The sequence below is a fragment of the Pseudomonas sp. P1_C12 genome, from assembly GCF_056406435.1.
Genome location: NZ_JBFUAE010000006.1, coordinates 320,893 through 340,780 on the forward strand (window position 1 = coordinate 320,893; position 19,888 = coordinate 340,780).

A 19,888-nucleotide genomic window follows, 5' to 3' on the forward strand; every position below is an offset into this window, starting at 1 on the left:
AGTGCGCCGATCGTACCCGAGTTGAAAATCGCCCGCCAGCCACCCGGAAAATCTTCTTTGGACCGGCAAAATTAAATATTTTGCATATTCATAGGGTTAGCTCGAAAAAAGGTGTTGACACCCCTCCGGAATTCCGTAGAATGCCGCCTCACAGCAGGCACGTAGCTCAGTTGGTTAGAGCACCACCTTGACATGGTGGGGGTCGTTGGTTCGAGTCCAATCGCGCCTACCAAACAAAATCCGCTCTGCTGGGCGGTCTAGAAGGGCTCACCGAAAGGTGGGCCCTTTTTTGTTGTCTTGAATTCATGCAGAACGTTCACAAAATATCGGGTTCGTTCACACTGGGCAATGTGAACGCCGATATCAGCTCATTCTCGGATGGGATTCTGCTCGGATCGGTGGGGGTTGGATCGGGTGTTGAAGGTTGTGATCAGCCTTGCGACTGCTTGACTGCAATGTCTCGTATGGTCTGAATATTCTGGTGGATTGCTGAGAGTACAAACCACACTCCAGAGCCTAGGCAGCCAACAGCGAAGCCGATCAGGGCACCGATATACTCATAGGTGCCTTTCATTGCGAAATATCCCACAACCGTTGCCACGATGATTCCTACCCAAGCGAAGAAATTCACAACGGTGATCACGATATCTTTCATTGCCTTTGCTTCCTGCGTGGTTAGAGTGGGGGCACTTTGCCATCGTCAGGATGAGCGGTAAACGGTGCAGCGATATATAGCAATACTGATGGCGCCAGCGTTCACATCTGGTTGTGCGCCGGGGTGTGGCTGGTGGGGTTGCCATCTATCTCTAAGTCCTTGAATTATCAAGGATTATTTAGTCAAAAAACTCGAAGTGTGAAAGCGATTAAGTACACCTAAGTGGTGCACTATGCTTTGCATTGTAGGTTGCTATAAGCCTCCCTCCAAGCCTATCTCCGTGTTGTTCTGTCGCTCGTGGCTGCCGCTACACTCTACTGGTGCACTGTAATCAGGAGGGGAGCATGACCTCAGGCTTGCAAAACGCTTGCGAACGCTTTGACAAGGCGCTGATCAGCTTGTTGGATATGAGTGGCGTCCTGCGGGAGGACTTGAACGCGCTCCTCGACGCTTACCCAGACCAGAGCAATCCAGTGCTTCGGCGAAGCTTTGTACGCGCTTCGTGGGCGTATGTTGAGGCCATTACGCACGCCCTTAAACTGATGGTGTCGATACTGGTGGATGCTGGGGCATGTGAGTTGGAGTCAAAGGAGGCGGCGTTTTTAGAGCAGCCTAGAACGGAGACGCTCACCAATATCAAGCAGACGATCCAGCTAGTCGCAAAGGTCTTCAAAGTGTCGGATCGTGACCTTGGGGGTGGGACCGGCTGGCATCATGTAAAACCGTCTATCAAGGTGAGAGATCGTTTGGTACATCCTAAGTCGGTAGAGAGCTTGCAGGTTGCTGATTCAGAATGGGAGACTCATGCCGATGCGTTCGCTTGGATGGTACGTGCATTTGACGATTTACTTACTGATATCAGTGATCAATACAGTCAAGGCCGTGGATGCATGAGTGCTCCCTCTGTGTGAGCCATAGATAAGGTGGCGAACGAGCGCCCCAAGGCGGAACCGTTCTCGTCTCTTCTGCTACTGGGTCCGGCGGTAGGTATATGGATCAGGGACTGAGATGTGCGGATACGTATTGTAGGGGAGGGGGGCTTGCCACACGTCAGGGTTGCAGGAAATTATTAGGGATAATTATGACTTCACACATCACACTAAGCTTAACCAGACTGTTGGCCCAGAATGTCGGGGCGCCCTTCCTATTTATTGGTTCTGGGTTTTCTCGGAGATATATAGGGCTGGAGCAGTGGGATGAGTTACTTAAGAGGTTTTGTAAGGGCATAAAAGAGTTCGGGTATTACTCTTCGCAGCATAATAAAGATATGCCAAAGGCTGCCAGTGAAATGGCTCGGGACTTCAATGAGGTATGGTGGAAGGACAAGGACTATGCTGAGTCAAGGGAGCGTAGCTCGGAGCAAATGATAAATGTATCATCTGCCCTTAAATTTGAGGTTGCGAATTACTTGGCAGGAAAAAGTCACGACCTTGTTGAGGGGGAGAGTATTGCTAAGGAGTTGGAGGCACTTTCTCGGCTTAATGTTGATGGGATAATAACAACCAACTGGGATTTGTTTTTGGAGGAGTTGTTTCCCGATTACAAAGTTTTTGTTGGTCAGGAAGAGCTATTGTTTTCGAATCCACAATCTATTGCTGAGATTTATAAGATACATGGATGTGCCAGTCAGCCAAATTCTCTAGTGCTTACAAATGAAGATTATCAGGTGTTCGATGCTAAAAATCCTTATCTTGCAGCAAAGCTAATCACAATTTTTATCGAACATCCTATTGTATTTATCGGGTACTCGGTCAGCGATAAAAATATACAAAATATCATTGGCTCAATCGTGAAGTGCTTGGGTCAAGACAAACTAGATGTTTTTGGGAGAAATCTAGTATTCATACAGCGGACAAAAGGTAGTGAGGAACCGTCTTTTCAGCCTTCAATGATGGCTATAGGGGATACGCATCTCAATATAACTGTAATTAAGTCAAATAATTACCTAGATGTGTATGAGGCTATAGAGAGCACGAAGAGGAAAATTCCCGCTCGTATATTGCGTTATTGTAAAGAACAGATGTATGACCTTGTTAAGTCCAACGATCCTGAGACGAAACTTGCGGTCGTAGATATTGATCAGATTGACAACAAGGAGGATGTAGAATTTGTGATGGGCGTGGGTGTCGCTAAAGAGCATGAAGGAATGTCGCGTCAAGGGTACAAGGGGGTTACGTTAGACGATATTTTTGCAGATGTCATTAGCGGTGACGTCAAGTATGATCCCGTTGAGCTGTTGAGGGAGGTCTACCCGACTTTTCAGAAACGGTCTAACAAGTATATTCCCGGCTACAAATATCTTCGGCTTGTAGGTATAAATTCACTTCAGGAGCTCAGAGACTCAGAGTTTGCATGTCTTGAGTCAATTTTAAATAAGGCAAGTCGTAAGGATTATCGAATTCAGCAATACAAGAAGCAGTATGAAGGTAATTTTAAGGGTTTTAGCACCGAAAATATAATTGCCAGCACAACCGCAGAAAAGGCTCCTTTGATAATACCGTTTCAAGATGATGCAAATATCGATATTGGAGCAGTCAGGGCTTTTCTGCAGCAAAATAGCGATAGTCTGAGGTCAGATGTATCCTCCTACGCAACTTACTTTCGAAAGCTCGCCTGTTTGATTGATCGGATAGAGTTCGGATTCTAAGCCAGAGGTAGATGATAAAGTGTTATCTAACTCGCCGCTGGAGTCGTAAATTAATCTCCGAGGTATTCTTGGATGTTGCTGAGAAAAATAATGAATTGAGAACTCATCGAATCCGCATAGGCTCTAACGCTTAGCAATACGCCAAGATGAGGTCGGTTGGTTTTTGAAAATAAGTGGCAGGCTATGGATATAATGCGTATTACTTCGTGGATTATAAGGTTTTTGTAAGTTATTATCGTTTCGTTTGGGTTTTTTCTCATGGTGACGGCTAAGCCCAGCTAGTTTAGTTAAATGGTCTAACAAATATGGTGAGCTCTATTGAAGCTAGATAGTTACAAAGTAAATAGGAAGCACAGGGATCAAGTGGCAAAGGATGATTGCACTCAGTGGACTGTTAATGAATGGGAAGAAATTAAACTATTTTCTATTGCTAAAGCTAACGAGTGGGTATGCCCTAAAGGTTGTCTATGGGCGATGGAAAAGAATGGAAGCAACCTCGCCGAGTTAGGACGGACAGGTCGAGATATAGCCTATATGGCGAAGTATGTTACAAATCAAAATCACGAGTGGCATGGATATCCCGTCACTCCATCGCGTCTTGCTGATCGGCCTCCTACGTTGATTTTAGATAGGTGGCGAGATGCCGAACTCATAACCAAGCCCCAGCAAGCTAAAATAATCAAAGGGAAATGGTGATGGGTATAAATAGGTTTGTCGTAAATATAGAGGGTGATTACGTAGACTCTTATATTTACTCAGGTTTATTGTTGCTTGTGGATATGAACTACAGGGTGAATGTTTTTAAATGGGAGAGCCTGTTTTCAAAAGGGTTTGATGGGGTTAATTTTTTTCAAGCTACTTTATTAAAGAATCTTCTCCTTGATAGTCGCAATGAAATCCCCAGATTCGCCGTGTCTGAGGTAACAATAACAAAGTCCATGCTGAACTCTGCGAAACTATATTCACATGATATCGGTGTTTGGCCTTCAGATATAAATGTCTACGCTAATAAATTGTATATTTCATCAGAGCGCGGTGTATCCATACTTGATGTTAATTACAAAACAGGGGAGTTGGGTGGCGAGCTAAAAATTTTTGATGAGATGTGTTTTGCAATATCTCCCAATTCTTTCGGGCGGCTAGCTTTCGCTGCCGGGAAAGAAGGTGTTTTTACATTGTCACCATTATCATCAAAGTTTATTGGGCGAAGTGATGTTAAGCAACTGATAACAGAAACTTGTGTGGACCTTGATTGGCAATCTACACTACTTTTCGCTACCACAGACAAAGGAGTTGTAGAGGCGGCGTATAGCAAGATGCCAGAAAAGAAAGATTTTTCTAATGAAGCAGATTTTTTTTCTGCAATTAAAGAAAGTAAGCAGCGTAAGCCAGATGTAAGTATATATCAAGATGTTCAGTCTTCTTGGATTGGTGGAGATAAAAAATACTCTTTTTTAAAAGCTGGACAGATAATGATCGAACGATTTTCTAGTAATAATTCGAGAACTTTAATTGATCTTTGTTTTAATGAAAAAGTGTTGCGTGCGAGAACGGCGGCATTTGGGACAGCAATAGAAACCGACCAACAATTGTATGCTCTGATCGGTTCGGATAAATTTGATTTGGCTCGTGAGCCTATTGGCTGGAGAGTATTCCCTAGAGCTAAAAATTATGCTAATCAGCTACATGTAATTCAAGATGATCGAATTGAGATTACAATTGTAGAGTCTATTCAAAATAATGATTTTGGATTCGATACTGAAAGTATAGATTTGAAAGGGTAAATCAAAATTATTTATGGTAGGGCAGTTGTTAAGTTGTAGTTAGTAGGTATGGACTCGTACGCGCAGGGGCGATGTTCAACTTAGCCATGCTCACTAGCATTCTACGATAGAGTTTTCACATGGCGGCGATGTCATATGCCTGTACACTGGTGGTGGCCAGTGGAAATCAGAGGAAGTGATGGGAAGCCCGACTGAGATACCTTTTGAAACAGCACGCGAACTGCTGGATTTTGTGTCCCCTCTCGACCCCGCTTGGAGTCAGGGACAGTATATATTCAGAGGACAGTCAAGCGATGAGTACAAGCTAACACCGTCGATATGTCGTCGTGGTATTGGCTCATTCGCCTACGGCTCGCCCCACAGGATGTTTAGTAATTCCAGCTCAGGACAAGTGAGCTTTGAGCTCGATGTGCTCAAGAAGTTTCTAGACGGCTGTGATCGGTCGGGTTTGGTAGTGCCGGGATACTCGGAACAGATCAAGGCAAGGATATTGAATGAACCAAGCTCCTTCTTGAGTGCTTTTAGACGACCGTGGCCCCAGCCAGAGCTGTATGAAATCTTAGCCGCTGCCCAACACTATGAAGTACCAACTCGCCTCCTTGACTGGACAGAGAGAAGCTATGTTGCCTGCTACTTTGCAGCGTCGTCAGCAAATTTTGAGCTTAATAGTATAAATGCAAAGATAGCAATCTGGGCACTGAGCACCGAGCATGCGAAGCACTGGAAAACAGTTCAGATTATTAGGACGCCGGGGGGAACAAGTAGAAACCAAGCGGCTCAATCTGGACTTTTTACTACTCATGAAGTTGATATGTATAACCTTGGTCTCAACGATATATATCAACCAGAAACCCTAGAAGAGGTTGAAGAGATATACAGCACTGCTCAAGGTGGCAGACCGCTCATTAAAATGACATTGCCGATTAGCGAAGCTCCCGACTTGTTAGATCTCTGCTCTAAACTTGGAGTTGATGGCTCGACACTCTTCCCCGGTTATCATGGGGTGGCAAAAATGGTTAGAGATTGGGGTAACGTCGCGGTTGGAATAAGACCGTCGCAAGGGCTTATGGATGAGTACAAGCAAGATAGCTACGATTCAGACTTCGACTAAAAGTGCCGGCTATTTGATGTGGGTAGGGTGGCGGTGGAGGTTAATACCTTGAAGCTGTGCATCTAATAAGCTTCTGATTCATACCTCCTGCTGGACTTAAACATTGCATATCACATTGTGATAGATGTGAAAAGGCCACATATGGTGGCCTTGGGAATGATCGGTACTATCTAAAGCAACGGACTGTTCACCCATTGAGAGCCATCATATCGTTGTAGCTTCAACTCAGTAAGCTGTATGCTCCCTGAGATTGCAAACCAATCAATTGGCGAACCGCCCCGTTTCTTGCCCACAGTCTCCAGTTTGCGGCGGGCTGTGCTGGTAATGCCGGCGTACTTGCAAGCGTTAACCCAATTCATCAGGCGCGGATCATCACTCGCAAGAGAAAAGCGAACACAACCAAATTCAGCCAGTTGCTCAGCAAATGTCAGTAAGCGTAGACCGTGTTCACTATGCACCATCTTAGTTGCAGTCTTTTCCCAAAGCTGAGCCTTAGAGAACCATAATAACGGAGGTTCATTCTCGGCACCTGCATTGCTTGGGAGCAACGCCCTTGATGCAAGGATCAATGGCAGGTGGTGCTTTTCAGTGGTGTAATGATGAACCAATTCCTTGCCGATCACTAATTTCCCCTTTTTTCAGTTTATGGCACTGCGCTATGCAGTAGATTGTCAAATGCTCGAATATAAAGCTACGTTACAAGTGACGTCAATATCAGGCTTGACATATAGCATTATGGCAGGTGTGAAAAAGCCTGCATATGGCGTTGAGAATGAACAAGTTTATGAGTCATCAGCACACGTACGATCAAATAATTAATCCCTTACAACAGGTTGATTAATCCAAATAACGGCGGTCAATCGTTTATCGTAGCTTTTGGATTAATTTCAATTAGGACTTTGCGATGGACTGTATCCCCCTCAGATATTCATCCCGTGCATTTGAACGCCGGCGCTGGTTGGACTGGGTTGACCTTGAATAAGGTAAAGTTTGGATAATCACCCTGCTTAGAGCGGGGTTTCTTTTGCCTGAAATTCATTTTCTGTGTATTTTTCAAATTCCCTATTTTCACTTTCGTAAATACACTTTTCCGTTGGAATCCCTACAGACGGAATCCCCCTGTTCACCCTGATATTGGTCTGACGCGATTAACGCTCCGGCTCCGTGGAGTAAGGCCATCGCCCGATATTCTCAAAATCTCCCCCTGAGCCTTCGCAGTATTGCGTATGCGGGGCTCTAGCTGAATGCCAGTGTCATGGCACTTGTCGCTTGTCGTTGCTTAGAAGTGATTATGGGAAGGTGAGTCCAAGACGTTCAACAATACGTTTCACGGTCATTGGTGCAAACTCTGAACCTTGAGCTATTCCTTCATGGCACGTTGAACAGACGACAGTGATACACCAAGGGACTCAGCAGCGGCTCTGTAACTCATCTTGTCCACTGTGATAGCAGCACGGATATCATCATTGGTAACAGCCTTGGTGCGTCCCTTGTAAACCCCTTTCGCCTTTGCCTTCGCGATGCCTTCACGTTGACGTTCTTTGATCATGCTGCGTTCAAACTCAGCGACGGCACCAATCATGGACAGCATCAGGTGTTGGGTTGCGTCGTGCTTGTCGCCAGTGAATAGCAGGTTCTCTTTGTGGAACTTCACAGCCACGCCTTTAGCGTTGATCTGCTCTACCAACTTCAGAAGGTCTTGAAGGCTGCGAGCGAGACGGTCAATCGAATGTACATGGACAACATCACCCTCACGCACAAACTCAATCATCTGCTGCAACTGGGGACGGTCTGTTGTGGCACCACTCACTTTGTCTGTGAATGTCTTGGCGAAGGTCAGGCCGTCAAGTTGACGGTCGGTGTTCTGGTCAGCGGATGAAACTCGGATGTACGCAACGTCAACCATTTGGTGTGCCTCTGTAGTCATAGGGTCTAGAGGCTCACACTTTGCCTGTGTATCAGGCTGAAAGCAACCCTATGAATACGCCTTTCTGTATTCACTAGACCAGTGGTCATAGGGTACACCCTATGAACGCGATTAGGTTTGCCGTATTTGGTTGATTGCGTCGGTGATGGCAGATGCATTCCTGTCGATGGTTTCCAATGCTGTAATCGCGTTGCTGTGCACGTCTGGTGAACCTGTGGCCTTTACCCACAAGGCGACCTCTTCAATTGCTGCGGCGAGCGCGTGCTGATTGTGCAGCAGAAGGGTGAGCACATCGGCGGTGGCGATGGCGGCGTGGTTGTCTGACATGGCTGTCGTCCTTGATAGTGGTGTGAAGATCGTAGCTCAACACGAAAGTTGCTGGCGCCGACAGCGCCTGTTGTGAATGTACAAATGCTGCTGACATGTTACTGAACGATGGTGATGTGGTGGTATCTGTGGTGAGGTTTACCAGTCATGGTTAACGTGAACACCCTGTGACGACATCTGTACGGCGTTTATGAAGAATTTCATTCAATGCTGACTTTGACATGATGATCGACATGTGACGACTGTAGTTTTCTTCCAATTTCAATCGAATTGCTTTCACCTGTGAAGAAATTGGAGAGAAAGTGAATTGTGTTTAGCCGAGTGTTGTTGAAGCCCCAGGTTTTATCAGTGTTTCAGGCGTGCTGGTCTTAGATATGGTTGTTACAACACCACAATCATGCCTGTTTCATCACCTGTTGCAATCCTGTTGGAAACGCTGACACCTAAGGCATCTATCACAGGTGGCAACTATTACTGGTGGTAACCAAACTGGTGATAACCATTCCATTCTGGTGAAGCATTCCACTGTTGTTTGATTTACAACTGACATCCGAATGTTGTGCGAATGTTTTCATGGGGAATATCATCGGCCACAAAAAAAACCTGACACTGGTTAGGCATCAAGGGTATGAGATTGTTGAGACGTTGGATTCACCGTCAACGGTGGAAAGTAATGTCTGGTGTTTGGTTAACTTTCGTTCATCTCTCCTGAATGTTCATCAAATACTTTTCTGTGTGTGACACACAGGAGATTGCTGGACATCTAATTGTCAATCAGGGAAAGACTCTCTAGAGTTTGTAACTCTCATATACAGAACATGTCCGCAAGTGAGCGTAGCGAATGCCTTTCAGAAGATGGAAGCGAAAGCCCATCATGCTTTTGACTATCTTCCAGTGTTTACACTGAATAGACACTTCCTGTCATACATGACAGAATAGTTATTCTTTAAGATAATACTTTTTGTCTTGATGGGTTTACTTACCCATCTCCTTCTCAACTTCCTTAAAGACAGAATCATCAGGGATGACCTCCCTGAAAACTGAGCATACCTCGGGACAATCTCCCGAGAAGAAAAAGCTTCGTTCGCTTCGCTCTCTTATTATATCCTGCCGTAATTATTTTTTAGCTCAATACGACATTCCAGATCATCCGTTTCATCCATCAGATAGTCCGCTTCATCCATATCGTCCGCTTCATCCCCGGTTTTTGGCTCTAAAACCTTCAGCTCCAGACGCAGCTGTTCTGATGGGTGAGCGTTCAAATACCGTTCAATGTTCTGGAGCGCAACACGGCCTGCCGCAGCAAGGTAACGAACATAGCGGTCTTTGACTGGCTCAAAATCGTGGTTGCGGAAGACGGTGTTGCCCTCAATCGCGTCAGTTGAAATCACTGCCATTGTAATGACCTTCCGCACGTAGCTCGGTCTGATGTTCAGTTTGCCATTGTTGCTTCCAACTGAGATGTACATGCCTGCCATGACGGCATTCTCGATCCAGTGAGCATTCTCAATAATTGCCTGTTTGATGATCGCAGCAAACGGATTTAAGCATACGTTCGGCTTAGGGCCGCGCTTCGGCTTGGGGCTGAGCACATCGATGACGGTTGTTGGTTTAGCTGGCGTTGGCCCACCAAAATCTACGTACACCACATTGTCGCTTTTCCTGACATCCATTAGATGCAGGTACTGGCTCGGGCTGGCTGGAGGTCGTGGAATTCCACTTCGGTACTGTTCGATGTTGACCTGGAGTGGTGAAATGACAAGCTGCCCATAGATTTCGCCAGTGTGCTTATCGATCCTGAAGCCATCGATAATACTGGTGCGGCATTGCTTGGGGAGATCGAGGTGATCGGAGGTAACTGGAAGATCGGTTGCTACGGTGCTCAAATTCAAAGCGAGTGCGTGCGGCATGGTGTGGCTCCTTGTTCAAGTTCATGTCATAGGCATTCCTCTCGGGTAACTGCCAGATGGTTTTGTGTGTAGTGGTTTTGAAGCGGGGCGGATATTAGTGCCCGCAATTCGGACGCGTCAAACTGTTTTCTTCCCTTATTCGAAAGAAATATTAGAGAACTTGTCAACCCCCTAAAAAGTGGCAGAAGTCATTTGACGCAAAAGCTCCGCACAGACGTGGTTAGTCTGCCGGAGCCGTAGCGGTATTACTTTTCATTGTGAAGCGCTCAAAAGCTATTGTGGGAGCTTGCAGCATGTGTTACAGGATCAAACTGGAATCACTAGTTCGGTGAACACACTGTCAACTTCACGCTGTACCTCAGCTAACAGCTTCGCTCTCTTGTCAGCGACTTTCTTGGCTTCTGCCAATTCTGCCTTTTGCAGAAGTTGTTCCGTCAACAGCTGGCGATACTTTTCTCTTTCAACTTCAAGTTCTTTCACATACTGAGCTTTCACGTCAGCATCGATAATCGAGAGATCTAATTTTTGCATTTCTGGCGGTTTGATCATCGATGCCGAGTAATCAAGCGACAGCGTTCTGATTGGTGACCATTTGCTGAGTTCATAACCGAGTTGCGATTTCTCAATAATGGCGGTAATAAATTCGTAAGGGAATTCAGCTTGTACAACCTCCAAACATTGCGCAGATTGCCTGTACTTGACGTGGTAATCTTCCTGAAGTTGTTTTAGCTCAACTTCATCATATTTGCGGGGCGTTCCATGAATCACGATCTTGTCAGTCATTTGTTTTATCCTTCTGTCGAATGTGGTTGATCATCTTTTCGATGATGGTCATGCGGTATTGTTCGTCACTTGATTGTTGTGCGCTGGCATTGGTGATTGCATTGTCAGCATTTTTGAATACATCAATCTGAGCTTTCAAGTCAGCCATAGTCAGCAGTTGTTTCTGCAACTTATCCTTCGCTGCTTGTATTTCTTGTTGCTCGGCACGTTCTTTAGTACGACGTGCAAATGCTTCTACCATTCGCCGTCCCATTTTTTCAGTTGTCATTTAGTATTGCTCCTGTGCTTGACGTAGCACTTGAACACCATATTCGTTCACTAGTCTTTCAATGCTGTTAGTTGCTCTATGTGCTGCTTCCACGTTAGAGGTATCGATTGCTGCTTGGCGGTCTTGCAGATAATCCTTGATTTGTAAGACCGCTGCTTGGCGTTCTAGTAGATGTGAGTTACTAAATTCATTATAGAATTTCATTGTTGATTCCTTTTGGTTCGTTTGTATAGAAAGACACCTGACTTGGCACTTTCAATCCTTTGTATCAAGGCTTACAGGCGTGCAAGAGTGGCAACCTATGGGATAGCCCAGGATTTCGTTTATTAAGGCTGTAATCGCGTTACAGGGGCTCTCGGCGGCACTGTTACTGGTGCTGTCAGCGGTACTTCTTTATTTTGTTTATGTGGGCGTCCAGATCATGTACATCTGCATCTGGATTGGCTTTGATCCAATCAAGAATGGTTGGCACTCGATCAACGACAGCAGTTGTACTTTCTTTACCATTACTGACTTGTTCTTTGAAACTTGGACAGTTGTCCATCAGATCACCGGCACTTACCAGTTCGCCTTTGAGACGTGCCTTCTTCAGTAGTGCGTAGTAATGGTTGAGTACAACGATTGAAGCTTCATGAAAGCCGTGGTAATCATCAGGCGTTGGTGGTGTTGGACAGGTGATTACTCGTAGGATGAATTGCGATGGTGTATGAACACAGATGTAGTTGGTCATTGGTTTTCCTTTTCGGTATGTTCGATCCTTGCTCTGTAGGTTGAAGGTATTAGGATTGAAATGGATGTTAGATGTTTGTTGTTACTGCTTTCTTCTTGTATTCAGCTTTCCTCAGATTGTTCAGAACTTGACTTATCATGGTCTGTAGAGTGTGCTTGTAATTGGTACGACCAGTCATCGACATGATCGTTTGCAGTTGAGCAACCGCCTCTTCGTTTAATTTCATTAGCATTGTGGGCTCTCCATAGTTTGTACAGCACGATCAACCACGTATTGGTTGATTGACTTACCAGCAACAGATGCAGCTTTGGTAATAAGTGCATGGTTGGTAATGCTGAACATAATCTTTTCTGGAATCAAAGTGATCTTTGATGCTCGCCAAACGATGTTCCGACATTTACTTGAGCATGTTGTTGCATGCGCCCTACGGTTAACCAATGGTGAATTACAGGCACGACAATGGGTGATACGCATATAGATGCTACCTCGTTAATTTAAAGTGTTTACAAAACGTCCAGTAAGGACAAAATAAAAGCCATACCGGTTAAGGAAATGGCTTTGGGGAATTTAGTGGAGGAACAACTTCAACAACGAACTTGAAAGGAGGAAAAAGCTCGTTGTGAGGAACCGTAGTTGTATGTTCTACAACCAGAAATACGGTGTGAACCTGCTCAACTCCAATAAAGACAGTATGAACTAATTAGTTGAAAATGTCAATACCAATTGACAGTTTGTCAAACACTTTCTTTAACTATTTTTCAAAGTTAAAGTTGAGGTGTTGGATCGCTTTCTGCTTCTGTTCAAATGAGCATCCGGCACTGTAGATGTTCAACGTGAATGACTTATTTTCGTGTTCTTGGGTGCGGTGATGCCTATTTTGGTTCGGTACGACTAAACCATTTGCATGGGGCGAGGCAGCCAACTCCTAATTCATCATGGCTGCCTATCCGGTTTGATCAGTCGATTAGGTGCAACACGTCCCTCACGTTTAGATGGGAGTACCGCGCAACGGATCGTGTATCACGGTGCCCAGATACGATCATGATCTGAGCGTTGTTGAATCCCTTTTTCGCGACGTTCGTGATTCTGGTGTGCCTAAGTTGGTGAAGTCGGACGCTACTGTCTAAGCCTGCCTTCACGCGTGCCAAGCGCACAGCCTGAGTTACGGCGTGCGGTGTAACCGTAAACACTTGGCCGTTCGGGTGACGTCCCACAGTGGCCAACAGTTGGGCAAGTTGGAGAATTTCAACAGCACGGTGGGTGAGGGGGACTGATCGTGTGCCGTTCTTTCCATCGATCACATCGGCAATGCGTTCTTTCAGGTGAAGGCAGTCTTTCGTCAGTTTCAGAATTTCGGATCGCCGCATGGCAGTCTCGTACGCCAGTTCGACAATCAGTTTCATGGTTGGAGATAGCTTCGCCAGTAACCGCTCAAGCTCACTTGCACGGATCACCTTGTCAGAAGATCGGTCAGGTTTGGGAAGTGCAATGTCACTGACAGGGTTATGAATGTCGATCAGTAAGCCGCGTTTGGCGAACCTGTAGAACCGCGACATGAATGCAAGCTGCGTTCTGCACGTGGACGGCTTGACCTTCTTCAATCGCATGATTTTGAAGTCGTTGATCATTTGTGGGGTGATTTCGTGAATCGGCTGCGTGAAGTACCTACCCAGATGCTCAACGATTTTCAGTGCGTGGTCGTAGCTACCTTTGCCCTTGAGCATCGTTTCGCAGTAGGTCATGCCTAACGTGTAAATGGTGTGATGTTTGCGATCCATCGTCACGGCTTCAAGCTGGTTTGCCCATGACTCTGCTTCAGCTTTGGTGTTGAAGGTTTTTGACTGGGGAGATTCACCTTTTACGCGTACCTGAGCGTTCCAGTTACCGGACGGAAGTAAGCGAATATTGGCCATTTTTGACGCCTCATGATGTGAATGGGCGTTCTGTGAAATCCAAGAGCAGCAAGGCTTGCAGCTTGCGCAAGCAGACATTGACATGGTGGGGGTCGTTGGTTCGAGTCCAATCGCGCCTACCAAACAAAATCCGCTCTGCTGGGCGGTCTGGAAGGGCTCACCGAAAGGTGGGCCCTTTTTTGTTGTTTGAAGTTTTATGAGATTTTTCCTGGTCTGCTAAAAGCAGGAGGCCTAAGCCTCTTGCCTCGCGTTACTGCGCCGTCGTTTGTACGGCGATACTCATGATCCCCCCTATAGCCTGTGTTACCAGCCGATATTCGATCGTGATGTTCGTAGTGCCCACTACATAACAGCGCATGCAGCCAGGCTCCCATGTTTTTACCATTAACCCTGTCAGTGACGGCTTAATATCCTGGTGCCTGGACGTATCAATAAAACAGTGAGGAATAACCATGCCTTTAACTCCGGTAGTGTCTGGATTGCCGTCTATGGATGACTGCTCTTTAGAAAGGTTAGTTGACTTGGTACTACCGCTAAAACCCGTTCCGTCGATATTGAAACGGTCCGGGTTTGCTATTGGCGAATTGCCTGTTGTATAGGTGCCCGATGTAAATGTTCTTGCGCTTGCGACCGCGACCGCTTGCACTTGTCGCTCTTGTGAGTGACGGGCATAGCGATTGATTCAGGTAGGCGCCGCTTTCCATGATCGATGGTGCCATTAACGAAGGCGTCGATAGCAACGCCTGGTTTTTTCTCTCGTCTTTAACAATTTTCAGGCGCCAAATATTTGAACTTTTGAAGTTGATCGAAAAGCGATTGGCCTTAGCACGATTTATTCATACGCGTCATTACAATCTCAGCCATAAGTAAGAAAACGTCCAACTAGAGCAAGCGGCGAGGAGTACTGCAATCCGACAAAAGCCAAAATAATGACAACAAAAAACAGTCACATTCTCCCAATTAAGTCGGTGATATATCATGATCAAGATCATGGCCTACTTTTTAATTGGAGCTGTAACTGCAGGATGCAACGGCATCGTAAAACCCGACTTTTCGGGTCCTGCCAATGATTCATACTTTTTAGTCCACTCGGGGTTTCCCGCACCGTATCTATACGTGGCCTCGGCCGTGCAATGGAACGATGACTATGCGGTAACCACCCGCCACACTCCGTTCATCCCCAACGTGAAGTACAGCTGCAGTACAGGCTGCGATCTCGTCTTCATCCAGCACAAGGCCAGCGGCCGCTACCCATCATGGCGCGCACCGCGTGTGGGCGAGAGCATCACTGCCGTTGGGACGAGTCCTTACCTCATGACCACTACCGGGAAAGGCAAGGTGTATCAAACGCCTTTCGTCAATGCCGACGAACACAGCGGTGATCTCTATGCCATCCATGATGCCCCGCTGGTCAAGGGCATGTCGGGTGGGCCGGTCCTCACCAGTGACGGCTGTATTGTTGGCATCAATATCGGTTTCTACTCAACCACTCTGAACGATGTGAGCACTCACTCCGGCGTAAAGGAGGCTGAGAGGATCAGCATCTTTATTCCTTACTCGATCATTCAGCGCGAGTGGGGGATATTGCAGGCAAAACTCAACGATCCACACGGCACGAGGTATGTCGTGAAGTAGCTTTTAGCTATCAATCAATAAGCGGCGTGGCGGCCGGGTTCTGCTGTCACTCTTGAATGGGAAGGTCAGCTCGCAGCTCCTGCATGGTGAGCTCACCGAGGCTTCTCGGGTTGCAATACATCCAGCAAGAGCAGACCTTGCCATGATTTGCGAAGACGCCTGCATCTCGAGCAGGCGCGTCCCGGTATTTGGTTCTCTGGTGGCTCCCCACGCATACGTCCGCATGCCGATCGCTGCGCAGCTGTTGCCGGATACATCGATCCGGGTGTCGCCTGCCTCATAAAAGGTCAGAGCGCGAAACCCGTCGCATGGGCAAGATGTCCCTCCTGCACTCCCGCGATCAGGTGCAGCGGGATGTTCTGCTGTACTTCAATGGACGGTACCTCGATGCTTCCTACAATCTGGAGCTGCCGCTCGCTCGGTTCGGTCGATTCTGCTGCCTTTTCCCTAGCCATTCTTGCGTGGTTCATTGCGATTTCGTTGAGCGTTGACACGTTACATCTCCTGGTGACTGGCCAAGCGTATCGCTGGAGTCCTTAAGCATTGGTTGAATGGCTACTGCGTCAGAATCATGTCGTTCCGGCCGCTGCTACGCGCGATCTTAGCAATCCTCAAGCCGCGGATGTGGGTGAGTTCTTCGTTGTGTTTTCGTAGGCGACGAATGGCGGGCCACTGTGGATGATAGTCCGGATTCTTTGCCATTCAGGCGTAAACTGGTGGGGCTGCCTCATCGAAAGGAGCCGCCTATGAACGTCGATCAAATCAGCAAGCAGGCATCTGTGGACAAGGCTGTTTGGGATCAATACTTCTGCACTGCATTGATTGCGGAAAGCAATCTGACTGCCCCGGTTGTGGGCGGTGCTACGCACGAAGACAGGCAGAACCTGTTGATCGAGAGGGCTAAAGCCCTCGCCGACAAAATGATGGAAAATCGAAAATAAACAGAGCCCAGCCATCGCGCTGGGCCCTTTGCATGCGCGGTTGTGCTCCGATGCAGGCGATGTACGTGTTGCGGTTCAAACGATCAACTCTACCTTGCCGCTTGCCAGGCGATAAATGCCTCCCACTATCTTCAACTTGCCCTTGCTCTGGGCATCTGTCAGCAATGGCGAGGCCTGTTTCAGGCTGTTGACAGAGTTTTTGACGTTTTGCGCGGTGGCGTTTTCCATCAAGCTCCCGGGTTGCTTCAGCACCGTCTCGATTGCCGACTTGAGTGCGTCAGTCAGTTTCGGGATATGGCCGGGGAAAATCGTCTGATCCTTGACGGCCTTGATGCCTGCCTCGATGGCGCCACAGCTCTCATGACCGAGTACGAGAATCAGCGGTGCGCCCAGTACGGCAACCCCGTATTCAAGACTGGCCAGGCCTTCCGGGGTCACGAAGTTGCCCGCGACACGGATGGAGAAAAGATCGCCTCGCGCGGTATCAAACGCATATTCCGGGGCGATCCGCGAGTCGGAGCAGCTCAGTACTGCCACGAACGGATTTTGACCGGACACCAAGGCCTCTCGCTCAGCCTTGAAGTCGTGTGTAGTGGAAGTACCGCTTACATATCGTTCATTGCCCTCCATCAGTCTTTTCAGCGCCATATCGGGACTGATTACGTTTTGAGGTTTGGGTGGGGCTGACGCTTTTTCGGCTGCCTGGATGAGCTTGCCGGGCAGTGTGCCGGTCAGCAGCAGGGCGCCTGCGCCCAATCCGGCAAGTTGAAGAAAACGACGACGGCCTGTTGTGTTTGAAGCAGAGCTTGAATCACATGATTCACACATGATTTTGTTTACTCAGTTCAATGCGGTGAGAGTGAGTTGTCGTTGGGGCTGGTACTGTCACGGACACTCAATACCAGCGCAATGGAGTCTAGTCGGTCTGTCATTTGTGTTCCGGACAATGTCCGCAGATGCCGTGCAAGCAGCCATTTCATGGGCTACTACTGACAGGCTCATACAACTTCGACCTGGCAGGAGTTTCTCGATGCTGACTCACTGGTTTCTAGCGGCGGTTCATCTTTTGGCATTTGCCTTGGGATTTTGGGCTGTGTTGGTTCGAGGCACAGCTTTTCGGCGTTTGGCCGATGGGGCCGCGCAAGTGCGTAGTGTTCTGATGGCGGACAATATCTGGGGTATTTCAGCTGTCGTTTTGCTGGTCAGCGGGGGGATGCGAGCCTTTGGCGGGTACGAGAAAGGCACGGACTATTACCTGCATCAGCCGCTGTTTCATCTGAAGATGACGCTGTTCGTCCTGATCTTGCTGCTGGAGATTGCGCCAATGGTGACGCTGATCAAATGGCGGATAGCGCTTGCCCGTAAAGTGGCGATCGATACAGGCCGTGCGAAGCTATTTGCGCGGATCAGTCATGTCGAGGCGCTGCTGGTGCTGCTGATGGTGGTGGCGGCGACTGGTATGGCGCGTGGCGTGATGTTTGGTTGATCACGCAGTTAACGCGTACTTCCGTGGGGTGAACCAGAAATGTCTGACAGCCAGAGCGTTGAGCTTGTCGCTAGTATCGGACCCTGGAGGCTTGTGTGGAAAGCAGGCGGAAGCGATGCAATGCCGAATCTTTAGCCAGCCGTGATTCCGGACTGAACGGGCTGGCTACTGACTGCAACAGGATTCAGGGTTGCGGCTTTTCCGGGGCGGTCAGGCCAGCCTGAATGCGCTGATAAATTTCTTCACGATGCACTGCAACGTCCTTCGGGGCGTTGATGCCGATCCTGACTTGCTGGCCGCTTACGCCCAGGATGGTGATCGTAATGTCATCACCAATGTTTATGCTTTCACCGACTTTGCGGGTGAGTATCAGCATGGTCTTCTCCTTGATTGCTTTGTGGGGCACCTGATTCGGACAGTGCAGAGGTCGGTGGTACGTATAGATTAGTGCGAAGTCTCGCGGTTTGGGTGCCTCTTTCTGACGTGCAGATGCGGCATTAATTCCCAAGGCGTAACTATACAGAGGCCGCAACCATCATTCTCGTTGTTTTGAGCCCATTTTACGGCACTCGCGAAGTATTCATGGATGTTAAAATCCCTGCTTTATGGATTTAGAGGGAAACGCCGTGCGCAAAATGGTTTTGGTAATCGCGATATTGGCGCTGGCGGGATGTGGCGAGGGCAGTAGTGTGGATGCGCCGAAGCCTGAACCGGCCATGGCTGCCGTACCCGCGGCGGTGTCCGGCCCGCAATGGGATCTTGAAGTGCGAGGTGAAACCCCTCAGGCGGTCAGCGATTTGAGTGGCTGGCTGATCGAGCACAGCTTCATGTCCAGCGTCGTCAAGGAAAATGGCAATACACGAATCCTGATGGGGCCGTTCAATTCGAAAGCCGAGGCCGAAGCCAAACAGGATGAAGTCCGTGCCGCGCTCACTCGCGCGAAGAAACAGAACATCGAATTGCTGGTGCTTGAGCGTCCGGCCGCTCAATAACATTCAGTAGCGCAGACGTTGAAGAAACAAAAAAGGCCTCGGGTGGTTAGTCCCGAGGCCTTTTTTGTTTCAGGTGTCGCCTGGATTCAACCGCAGGCCTTCATGTTTACCGGGCCGACGAACTCGTTGCCGCGCCCCATGACACACGCCACGCTCTGGTTGCGTTGCCGTTCCCAGGCCTGAACCGGATAGGTTTTGTCCCACGCTTCGTACAGTTGCCGATCCCGTTTCGACAGACGTAAACCATACTGCTTGCTCATGTAGAAGTACGTTCGGGCGATCATGCCGCGGATGGACGGGCGGGGCATGACTTTCCTGGCCTTGAAGTCGACCTGGGTCAGGCAGGAACCATATTGCCCCGACTGCTCGGGCAGCCAGCCGAAGCTGAAGTTGCTGCGATCGCCATTGACCTCGCCAATGCTGGGCACCAGGTTGTGCAGATCGGACTCGGCCTTTTGGTAAACCGGGTCGTAGCGGGTGCAGTTCTTGCGGCCACCTTCTTGCCAGCACTGGCGTTGATGGCCGATCTGCCAGGCAGGAACGATATGCTCCCATTCGATGCGGGATGCGCGTTTGGCATTTTTACGTGGCACGTAACCGCAGGCGGCAAGGTTCACCCGGTTGCCGGTGTACTTGCAGCCACAGTAAAACTCGGTGGATTGGGGCGCGTAGAGCTTCCACGCCACCTTTTTCGCTTCGGTGAAGGTGCGCGGGGCGTCGGCTTGCGCGCCCATGACAAAAAACAGGAACAACAAAGCAAACCAGCGGGCACTCATCGA

Annotated in this window: 23 protein-coding genes and 1 tRNA gene; 9 read left to right on the forward strand and 15 right to left on the reverse strand. The window is 48.2% G+C overall.

All coding sequences use genetic code 11. From position 1 onward, the window contains the following. Nucleotides 1-155 precede the first annotated feature (155 nt). Nucleotides 156-232 (forward strand) — tRNA-Val (locus tag AC1D19_RS13735). Nucleotides 233-430: 198 nt separating this feature from the next. On the opposite strand, the gene AC1D19_RS13740 is transcribed toward AC1D19_RS13735, so the two are convergent. Continuing rightward, on the reverse strand, nucleotides 431-655 hold the full coding sequence (locus AC1D19_RS13740) for a hypothetical protein (protein ID WP_477763532.1): 225 nt from the start codon (nucleotides 653-655) through the stop codon (nucleotides 431-433). Nucleotides 656-999: 344 nt separating this feature from the next. Here AC1D19_RS13740 and AC1D19_RS13745 point away from each other — a divergent pair, with 344 nt between their 5' ends. From AC1D19_RS13745 to AC1D19_RS13760, 4 genes are all read left to right on the forward strand, one after another. Next, nucleotides 1,000-1,566 (forward strand): hypothetical protein, encoded by a 567-nt coding sequence (locus AC1D19_RS13745; protein WP_477763533.1) that lies wholly within the window; start codon nucleotides 1,000-1,002, stop codon nucleotides 1,564-1,566. 170 nt (nucleotides 1,567-1,736) lie between these two features. Next, nucleotides 1,737-3,302 (forward strand): SIR2 family protein, encoded by a 1,566-nt coding sequence (locus tag AC1D19_RS13750; protein ID WP_477763534.1) that lies wholly within the window; start codon nucleotides 1,737-1,739, stop codon nucleotides 3,300-3,302. 695 nt (nucleotides 3,303-3,997) lie between these two features. Beyond that, nucleotides 3,998-5,086 carry a hypothetical protein gene (locus AC1D19_RS13755; protein ID WP_477763535.1) on the forward strand — a complete coding sequence of 363 codons (1,089 nt, stop codon included), beginning with the start codon at nucleotides 3,998-4,000 and terminating at the stop codon, nucleotides 5,084-5,086. A 178-nt stretch (nucleotides 5,087-5,264) separates the two neighbouring features. Continuing rightward, the gene (locus AC1D19_RS13760; RefSeq protein WP_477763536.1) at nucleotides 5,265-6,197 is read left to right on the forward strand and encodes an FRG domain-containing protein; all 933 of its coding nucleotides are present in this window, start codon (nucleotides 5,265-5,267) and stop codon (nucleotides 6,195-6,197) included. 170 nt (nucleotides 6,198-6,367) lie between these two features. Here the strand turns inward: AC1D19_RS13760 and AC1D19_RS13765 are convergent, their stop codons facing one another. From AC1D19_RS13765 to AC1D19_RS13810, 10 genes are all read right to left on the reverse strand, one after another. After that, nucleotides 6,368-6,820 (reverse strand): hypothetical protein, encoded by a 453-nt coding sequence (locus tag AC1D19_RS13765; protein WP_477763537.1) that lies wholly within the window; start codon nucleotides 6,818-6,820, stop codon nucleotides 6,368-6,370. A gap of 737 nt (nucleotides 6,821-7,557) precedes the next feature. Next, nucleotides 7,558-8,103: a recombinase family protein gene (locus AC1D19_RS13770; RefSeq protein WP_477763538.1), complete on the reverse strand. Its 546-nt coding sequence runs from the start codon at nucleotides 8,101-8,103 to the stop codon at nucleotides 7,558-7,560. A gap of 132 nt (nucleotides 8,104-8,235) precedes the next feature. Then, nucleotides 8,236-8,451, reverse strand: coding sequence for a hypothetical protein (locus AC1D19_RS13775; protein ID WP_477763539.1), 216 nt, complete (start codon nucleotides 8,449-8,451; stop codon nucleotides 8,236-8,238). 1,100 nt (nucleotides 8,452-9,551) lie between these two features. Then, nucleotides 9,552-10,361: a hypothetical protein gene (locus tag AC1D19_RS13780; RefSeq protein ID WP_477763540.1), complete on the reverse strand. Its 810-nt coding sequence runs from the start codon at nucleotides 10,359-10,361 to the stop codon at nucleotides 9,552-9,554. 306 nt (nucleotides 10,362-10,667) lie between these two features. Further along, nucleotides 10,668-11,144: a hypothetical protein gene (locus tag AC1D19_RS13785; protein ID WP_477763541.1), complete on the reverse strand. Its 477-nt coding sequence runs from the start codon at nucleotides 11,142-11,144 to the stop codon at nucleotides 10,668-10,670. Next, the gene (locus AC1D19_RS13790; RefSeq protein WP_477763542.1) at nucleotides 11,137-11,412 is read right to left on the reverse strand and encodes a hypothetical protein; all 276 of its coding nucleotides are present in this window, start codon (nucleotides 11,410-11,412) and stop codon (nucleotides 11,137-11,139) included. The genes AC1D19_RS13785 and AC1D19_RS13790 overlap by 8 nt, the downstream gene beginning before the upstream one ends. Next, nucleotides 11,413-11,616, reverse strand: a complete 204-nt coding sequence (locus tag AC1D19_RS13795; RefSeq protein WP_477763543.1) for a hypothetical protein — start codon at nucleotides 11,614-11,616, stop codon at nucleotides 11,413-11,415. 175 nt (nucleotides 11,617-11,791) lie between these two features. Beyond that, nucleotides 11,792-12,142 carry a hypothetical protein gene (locus AC1D19_RS13800; RefSeq protein WP_477763544.1) on the reverse strand — a complete coding sequence of 117 codons (351 nt, stop codon included), beginning with the start codon at nucleotides 12,140-12,142 and terminating at the stop codon, nucleotides 11,792-11,794. 956 nt (nucleotides 12,143-13,098) lie between these two features. After that, entirely contained in the window at nucleotides 13,099-14,055 is a 957-nt protein-coding gene (locus AC1D19_RS13805) for a tyrosine-type recombinase/integrase (RefSeq protein WP_477763545.1), read from the reverse strand. Between the two features lie 250 nt (nucleotides 14,056-14,305). Beyond that, entirely contained in the window at nucleotides 14,306-14,701 is a 396-nt protein-coding gene (locus AC1D19_RS13810; RefSeq protein WP_477763546.1) for a hypothetical protein, read from the reverse strand. 332 nt (nucleotides 14,702-15,033) lie between these two features. Between AC1D19_RS13810 and AC1D19_RS13815 the strand changes: the two genes are divergently transcribed. After that, nucleotides 15,034-15,690 carry a trypsin-like peptidase domain-containing protein gene (locus AC1D19_RS13815; RefSeq protein ID WP_477756023.1) on the forward strand — a complete coding sequence of 219 codons (657 nt, stop codon included), beginning with the start codon at nucleotides 15,034-15,036 and terminating at the stop codon, nucleotides 15,688-15,690. Nucleotides 15,691-15,977: 287 nt separating this feature from the next. On the opposite strand, the gene AC1D19_RS13820 is transcribed toward AC1D19_RS13815, so the two are convergent. Then, on the reverse strand, nucleotides 15,978-16,184 hold the full coding sequence (locus AC1D19_RS13820) for a hypothetical protein (protein ID WP_108217769.1): 207 nt from the start codon (nucleotides 16,182-16,184) through the stop codon (nucleotides 15,978-15,980). 252 nt (nucleotides 16,185-16,436) lie between these two features. On the opposite strand from AC1D19_RS13820, the gene AC1D19_RS13825 reads away from it, so the two are divergent. After that, nucleotides 16,437-16,631: a hypothetical protein gene (locus AC1D19_RS13825; protein ID WP_477763547.1), complete on the forward strand. Its 195-nt coding sequence runs from the start codon at nucleotides 16,437-16,439 to the stop codon at nucleotides 16,629-16,631. Nucleotides 16,632-16,706: 75 nt separating this feature from the next. Here the strand turns inward: AC1D19_RS13825 and AC1D19_RS13830 are convergent, their stop codons facing one another. Beyond that, nucleotides 16,707-17,459, reverse strand: coding sequence for a carbonic anhydrase (locus AC1D19_RS13830; protein WP_477756025.1), 753 nt, complete (start codon nucleotides 17,457-17,459; stop codon nucleotides 16,707-16,709). Nucleotides 17,460-17,661: 202 nt separating this feature from the next. Between AC1D19_RS13830 and AC1D19_RS13835 the strand changes: the two genes are divergently transcribed. Beyond that, nucleotides 17,662-18,117 (forward strand): DUF2214 family protein, encoded by a 456-nt coding sequence (locus AC1D19_RS13835; RefSeq protein ID WP_477756026.1) that lies wholly within the window; start codon nucleotides 17,662-17,664, stop codon nucleotides 18,115-18,117. A gap of 184 nt (nucleotides 18,118-18,301) precedes the next feature. On the opposite strand, the gene csrA is transcribed toward AC1D19_RS13835, so the two are convergent. Continuing rightward, nucleotides 18,302-18,493, reverse strand: a complete 192-nt coding sequence (csrA, locus tag AC1D19_RS13840; protein ID WP_053161267.1) for a carbon storage regulator CsrA — start codon at nucleotides 18,491-18,493, stop codon at nucleotides 18,302-18,304. A gap of 250 nt (nucleotides 18,494-18,743) precedes the next feature. On the opposite strand from csrA, the gene AC1D19_RS13845 reads away from it, so the two are divergent. Further along, nucleotides 18,744-19,109 carry an SPOR domain-containing protein gene (locus AC1D19_RS13845; RefSeq protein ID WP_477756027.1) on the forward strand — a complete coding sequence of 122 codons (366 nt, stop codon included), beginning with the start codon at nucleotides 18,744-18,746 and terminating at the stop codon, nucleotides 19,107-19,109. An 86-nt stretch (nucleotides 19,110-19,195) separates the two neighbouring features. Here the strand turns inward: AC1D19_RS13845 and AC1D19_RS13850 are convergent, their stop codons facing one another. Beyond that, the gene (locus AC1D19_RS13850; protein WP_477756028.1) at nucleotides 19,196-19,885 is read right to left on the reverse strand and encodes an endonuclease; all 690 of its coding nucleotides are present in this window, start codon (nucleotides 19,883-19,885) and stop codon (nucleotides 19,196-19,198) included. Nucleotides 19,886-19,888: the final 3 nt, after the last annotated feature.

Coding starts and splice junctions, on each gene's coding strand:
- csrA (WP_053161267.1), bottom strand. CDS start 18,493: ATGCTGATACTCACCCGCAAAGTCGGTGAAAGCATAAACATTGGTGAT.
- AC1D19_RS13795 (WP_477763543.1), bottom strand. CDS start 11,616: ATGAAATTCTATAATGAATTTAGTAACTCACATCTACTAGAACGCCAA.
- AC1D19_RS13740 (WP_477763532.1), bottom strand. CDS start 655: ATGAAAGATATCGTGATCACCGTTGTGAATTTCTTCGCTTGGGTAGGA.
- AC1D19_RS13785 (WP_477763541.1), bottom strand. CDS start 11,144: ATGACTGACAAGATCGTGATTCATGGAACGCCCCGCAAATATGATGAA.
- AC1D19_RS13830 (WP_477756025.1), bottom strand. CDS start 17,459: ATGTGTGAATCATGTGATTCAAGCTCTGCTTCAAACACAACAGGCCGT.
- AC1D19_RS13775 (WP_477763539.1), bottom strand. CDS start 8,451: ATGTCAGACAACCACGCCGCCATCGCCACCGCCGATGTGCTCACCCTT.
- AC1D19_RS13755 (WP_477763535.1), top strand. CDS start 3,998: ATGGGTATAAATAGGTTTGTCGTAAATATAGAGGGTGATTACGTAGAC.
- AC1D19_RS13825 (WP_477763547.1), top strand. CDS start 16,437: ATGAACGTCGATCAAATCAGCAAGCAGGCATCTGTGGACAAGGCTGTT.
- AC1D19_RS13770 (WP_477763538.1), bottom strand. CDS start 8,103: ATGGTTGACGTTGCGTACATCCGAGTTTCATCCGCTGACCAGAACACC.
- AC1D19_RS13800 (WP_477763544.1), bottom strand. CDS start 12,142: ATGACCAACTACATCTGTGTTCATACACCATCGCAATTCATCCTACGA.
- AC1D19_RS13835 (WP_477756026.1), top strand. CDS start 17,662: ATGCTGACTCACTGGTTTCTAGCGGCGGTTCATCTTTTGGCATTTGCC.
- AC1D19_RS13745 (WP_477763533.1), top strand. CDS start 1,000: ATGACCTCAGGCTTGCAAAACGCTTGCGAACGCTTTGACAAGGCGCTG.
- AC1D19_RS13815 (WP_477756023.1), top strand. CDS start 15,034: ATGATCAAGATCATGGCCTACTTTTTAATTGGAGCTGTAACTGCAGGA.
- AC1D19_RS13790 (WP_477763542.1), bottom strand. CDS start 11,412: ATGACAACTGAAAAAATGGGACGGCGAATGGTAGAAGCATTTGCACGT.
- AC1D19_RS13780 (WP_477763540.1), bottom strand. CDS start 10,361: ATGCCGCACGCACTCGCTTTGAATTTGAGCACCGTAGCAACCGATCTT.
- AC1D19_RS13760 (WP_477763536.1), top strand. CDS start 5,265: ATGGGAAGCCCGACTGAGATACCTTTTGAAACAGCACGCGAACTGCTG.
- AC1D19_RS13805 (WP_477763545.1), bottom strand. CDS start 14,055: ATGGCCAATATTCGCTTACTTCCGTCCGGTAACTGGAACGCTCAGGTA.
- AC1D19_RS13750 (WP_477763534.1), top strand. CDS start 1,737: ATGACTTCACACATCACACTAAGCTTAACCAGACTGTTGGCCCAGAAT.
- AC1D19_RS13850 (WP_477756028.1), bottom strand. CDS start 19,885: ATGAGTGCCCGCTGGTTTGCTTTGTTGTTCCTGTTTTTTGTCATGGGC.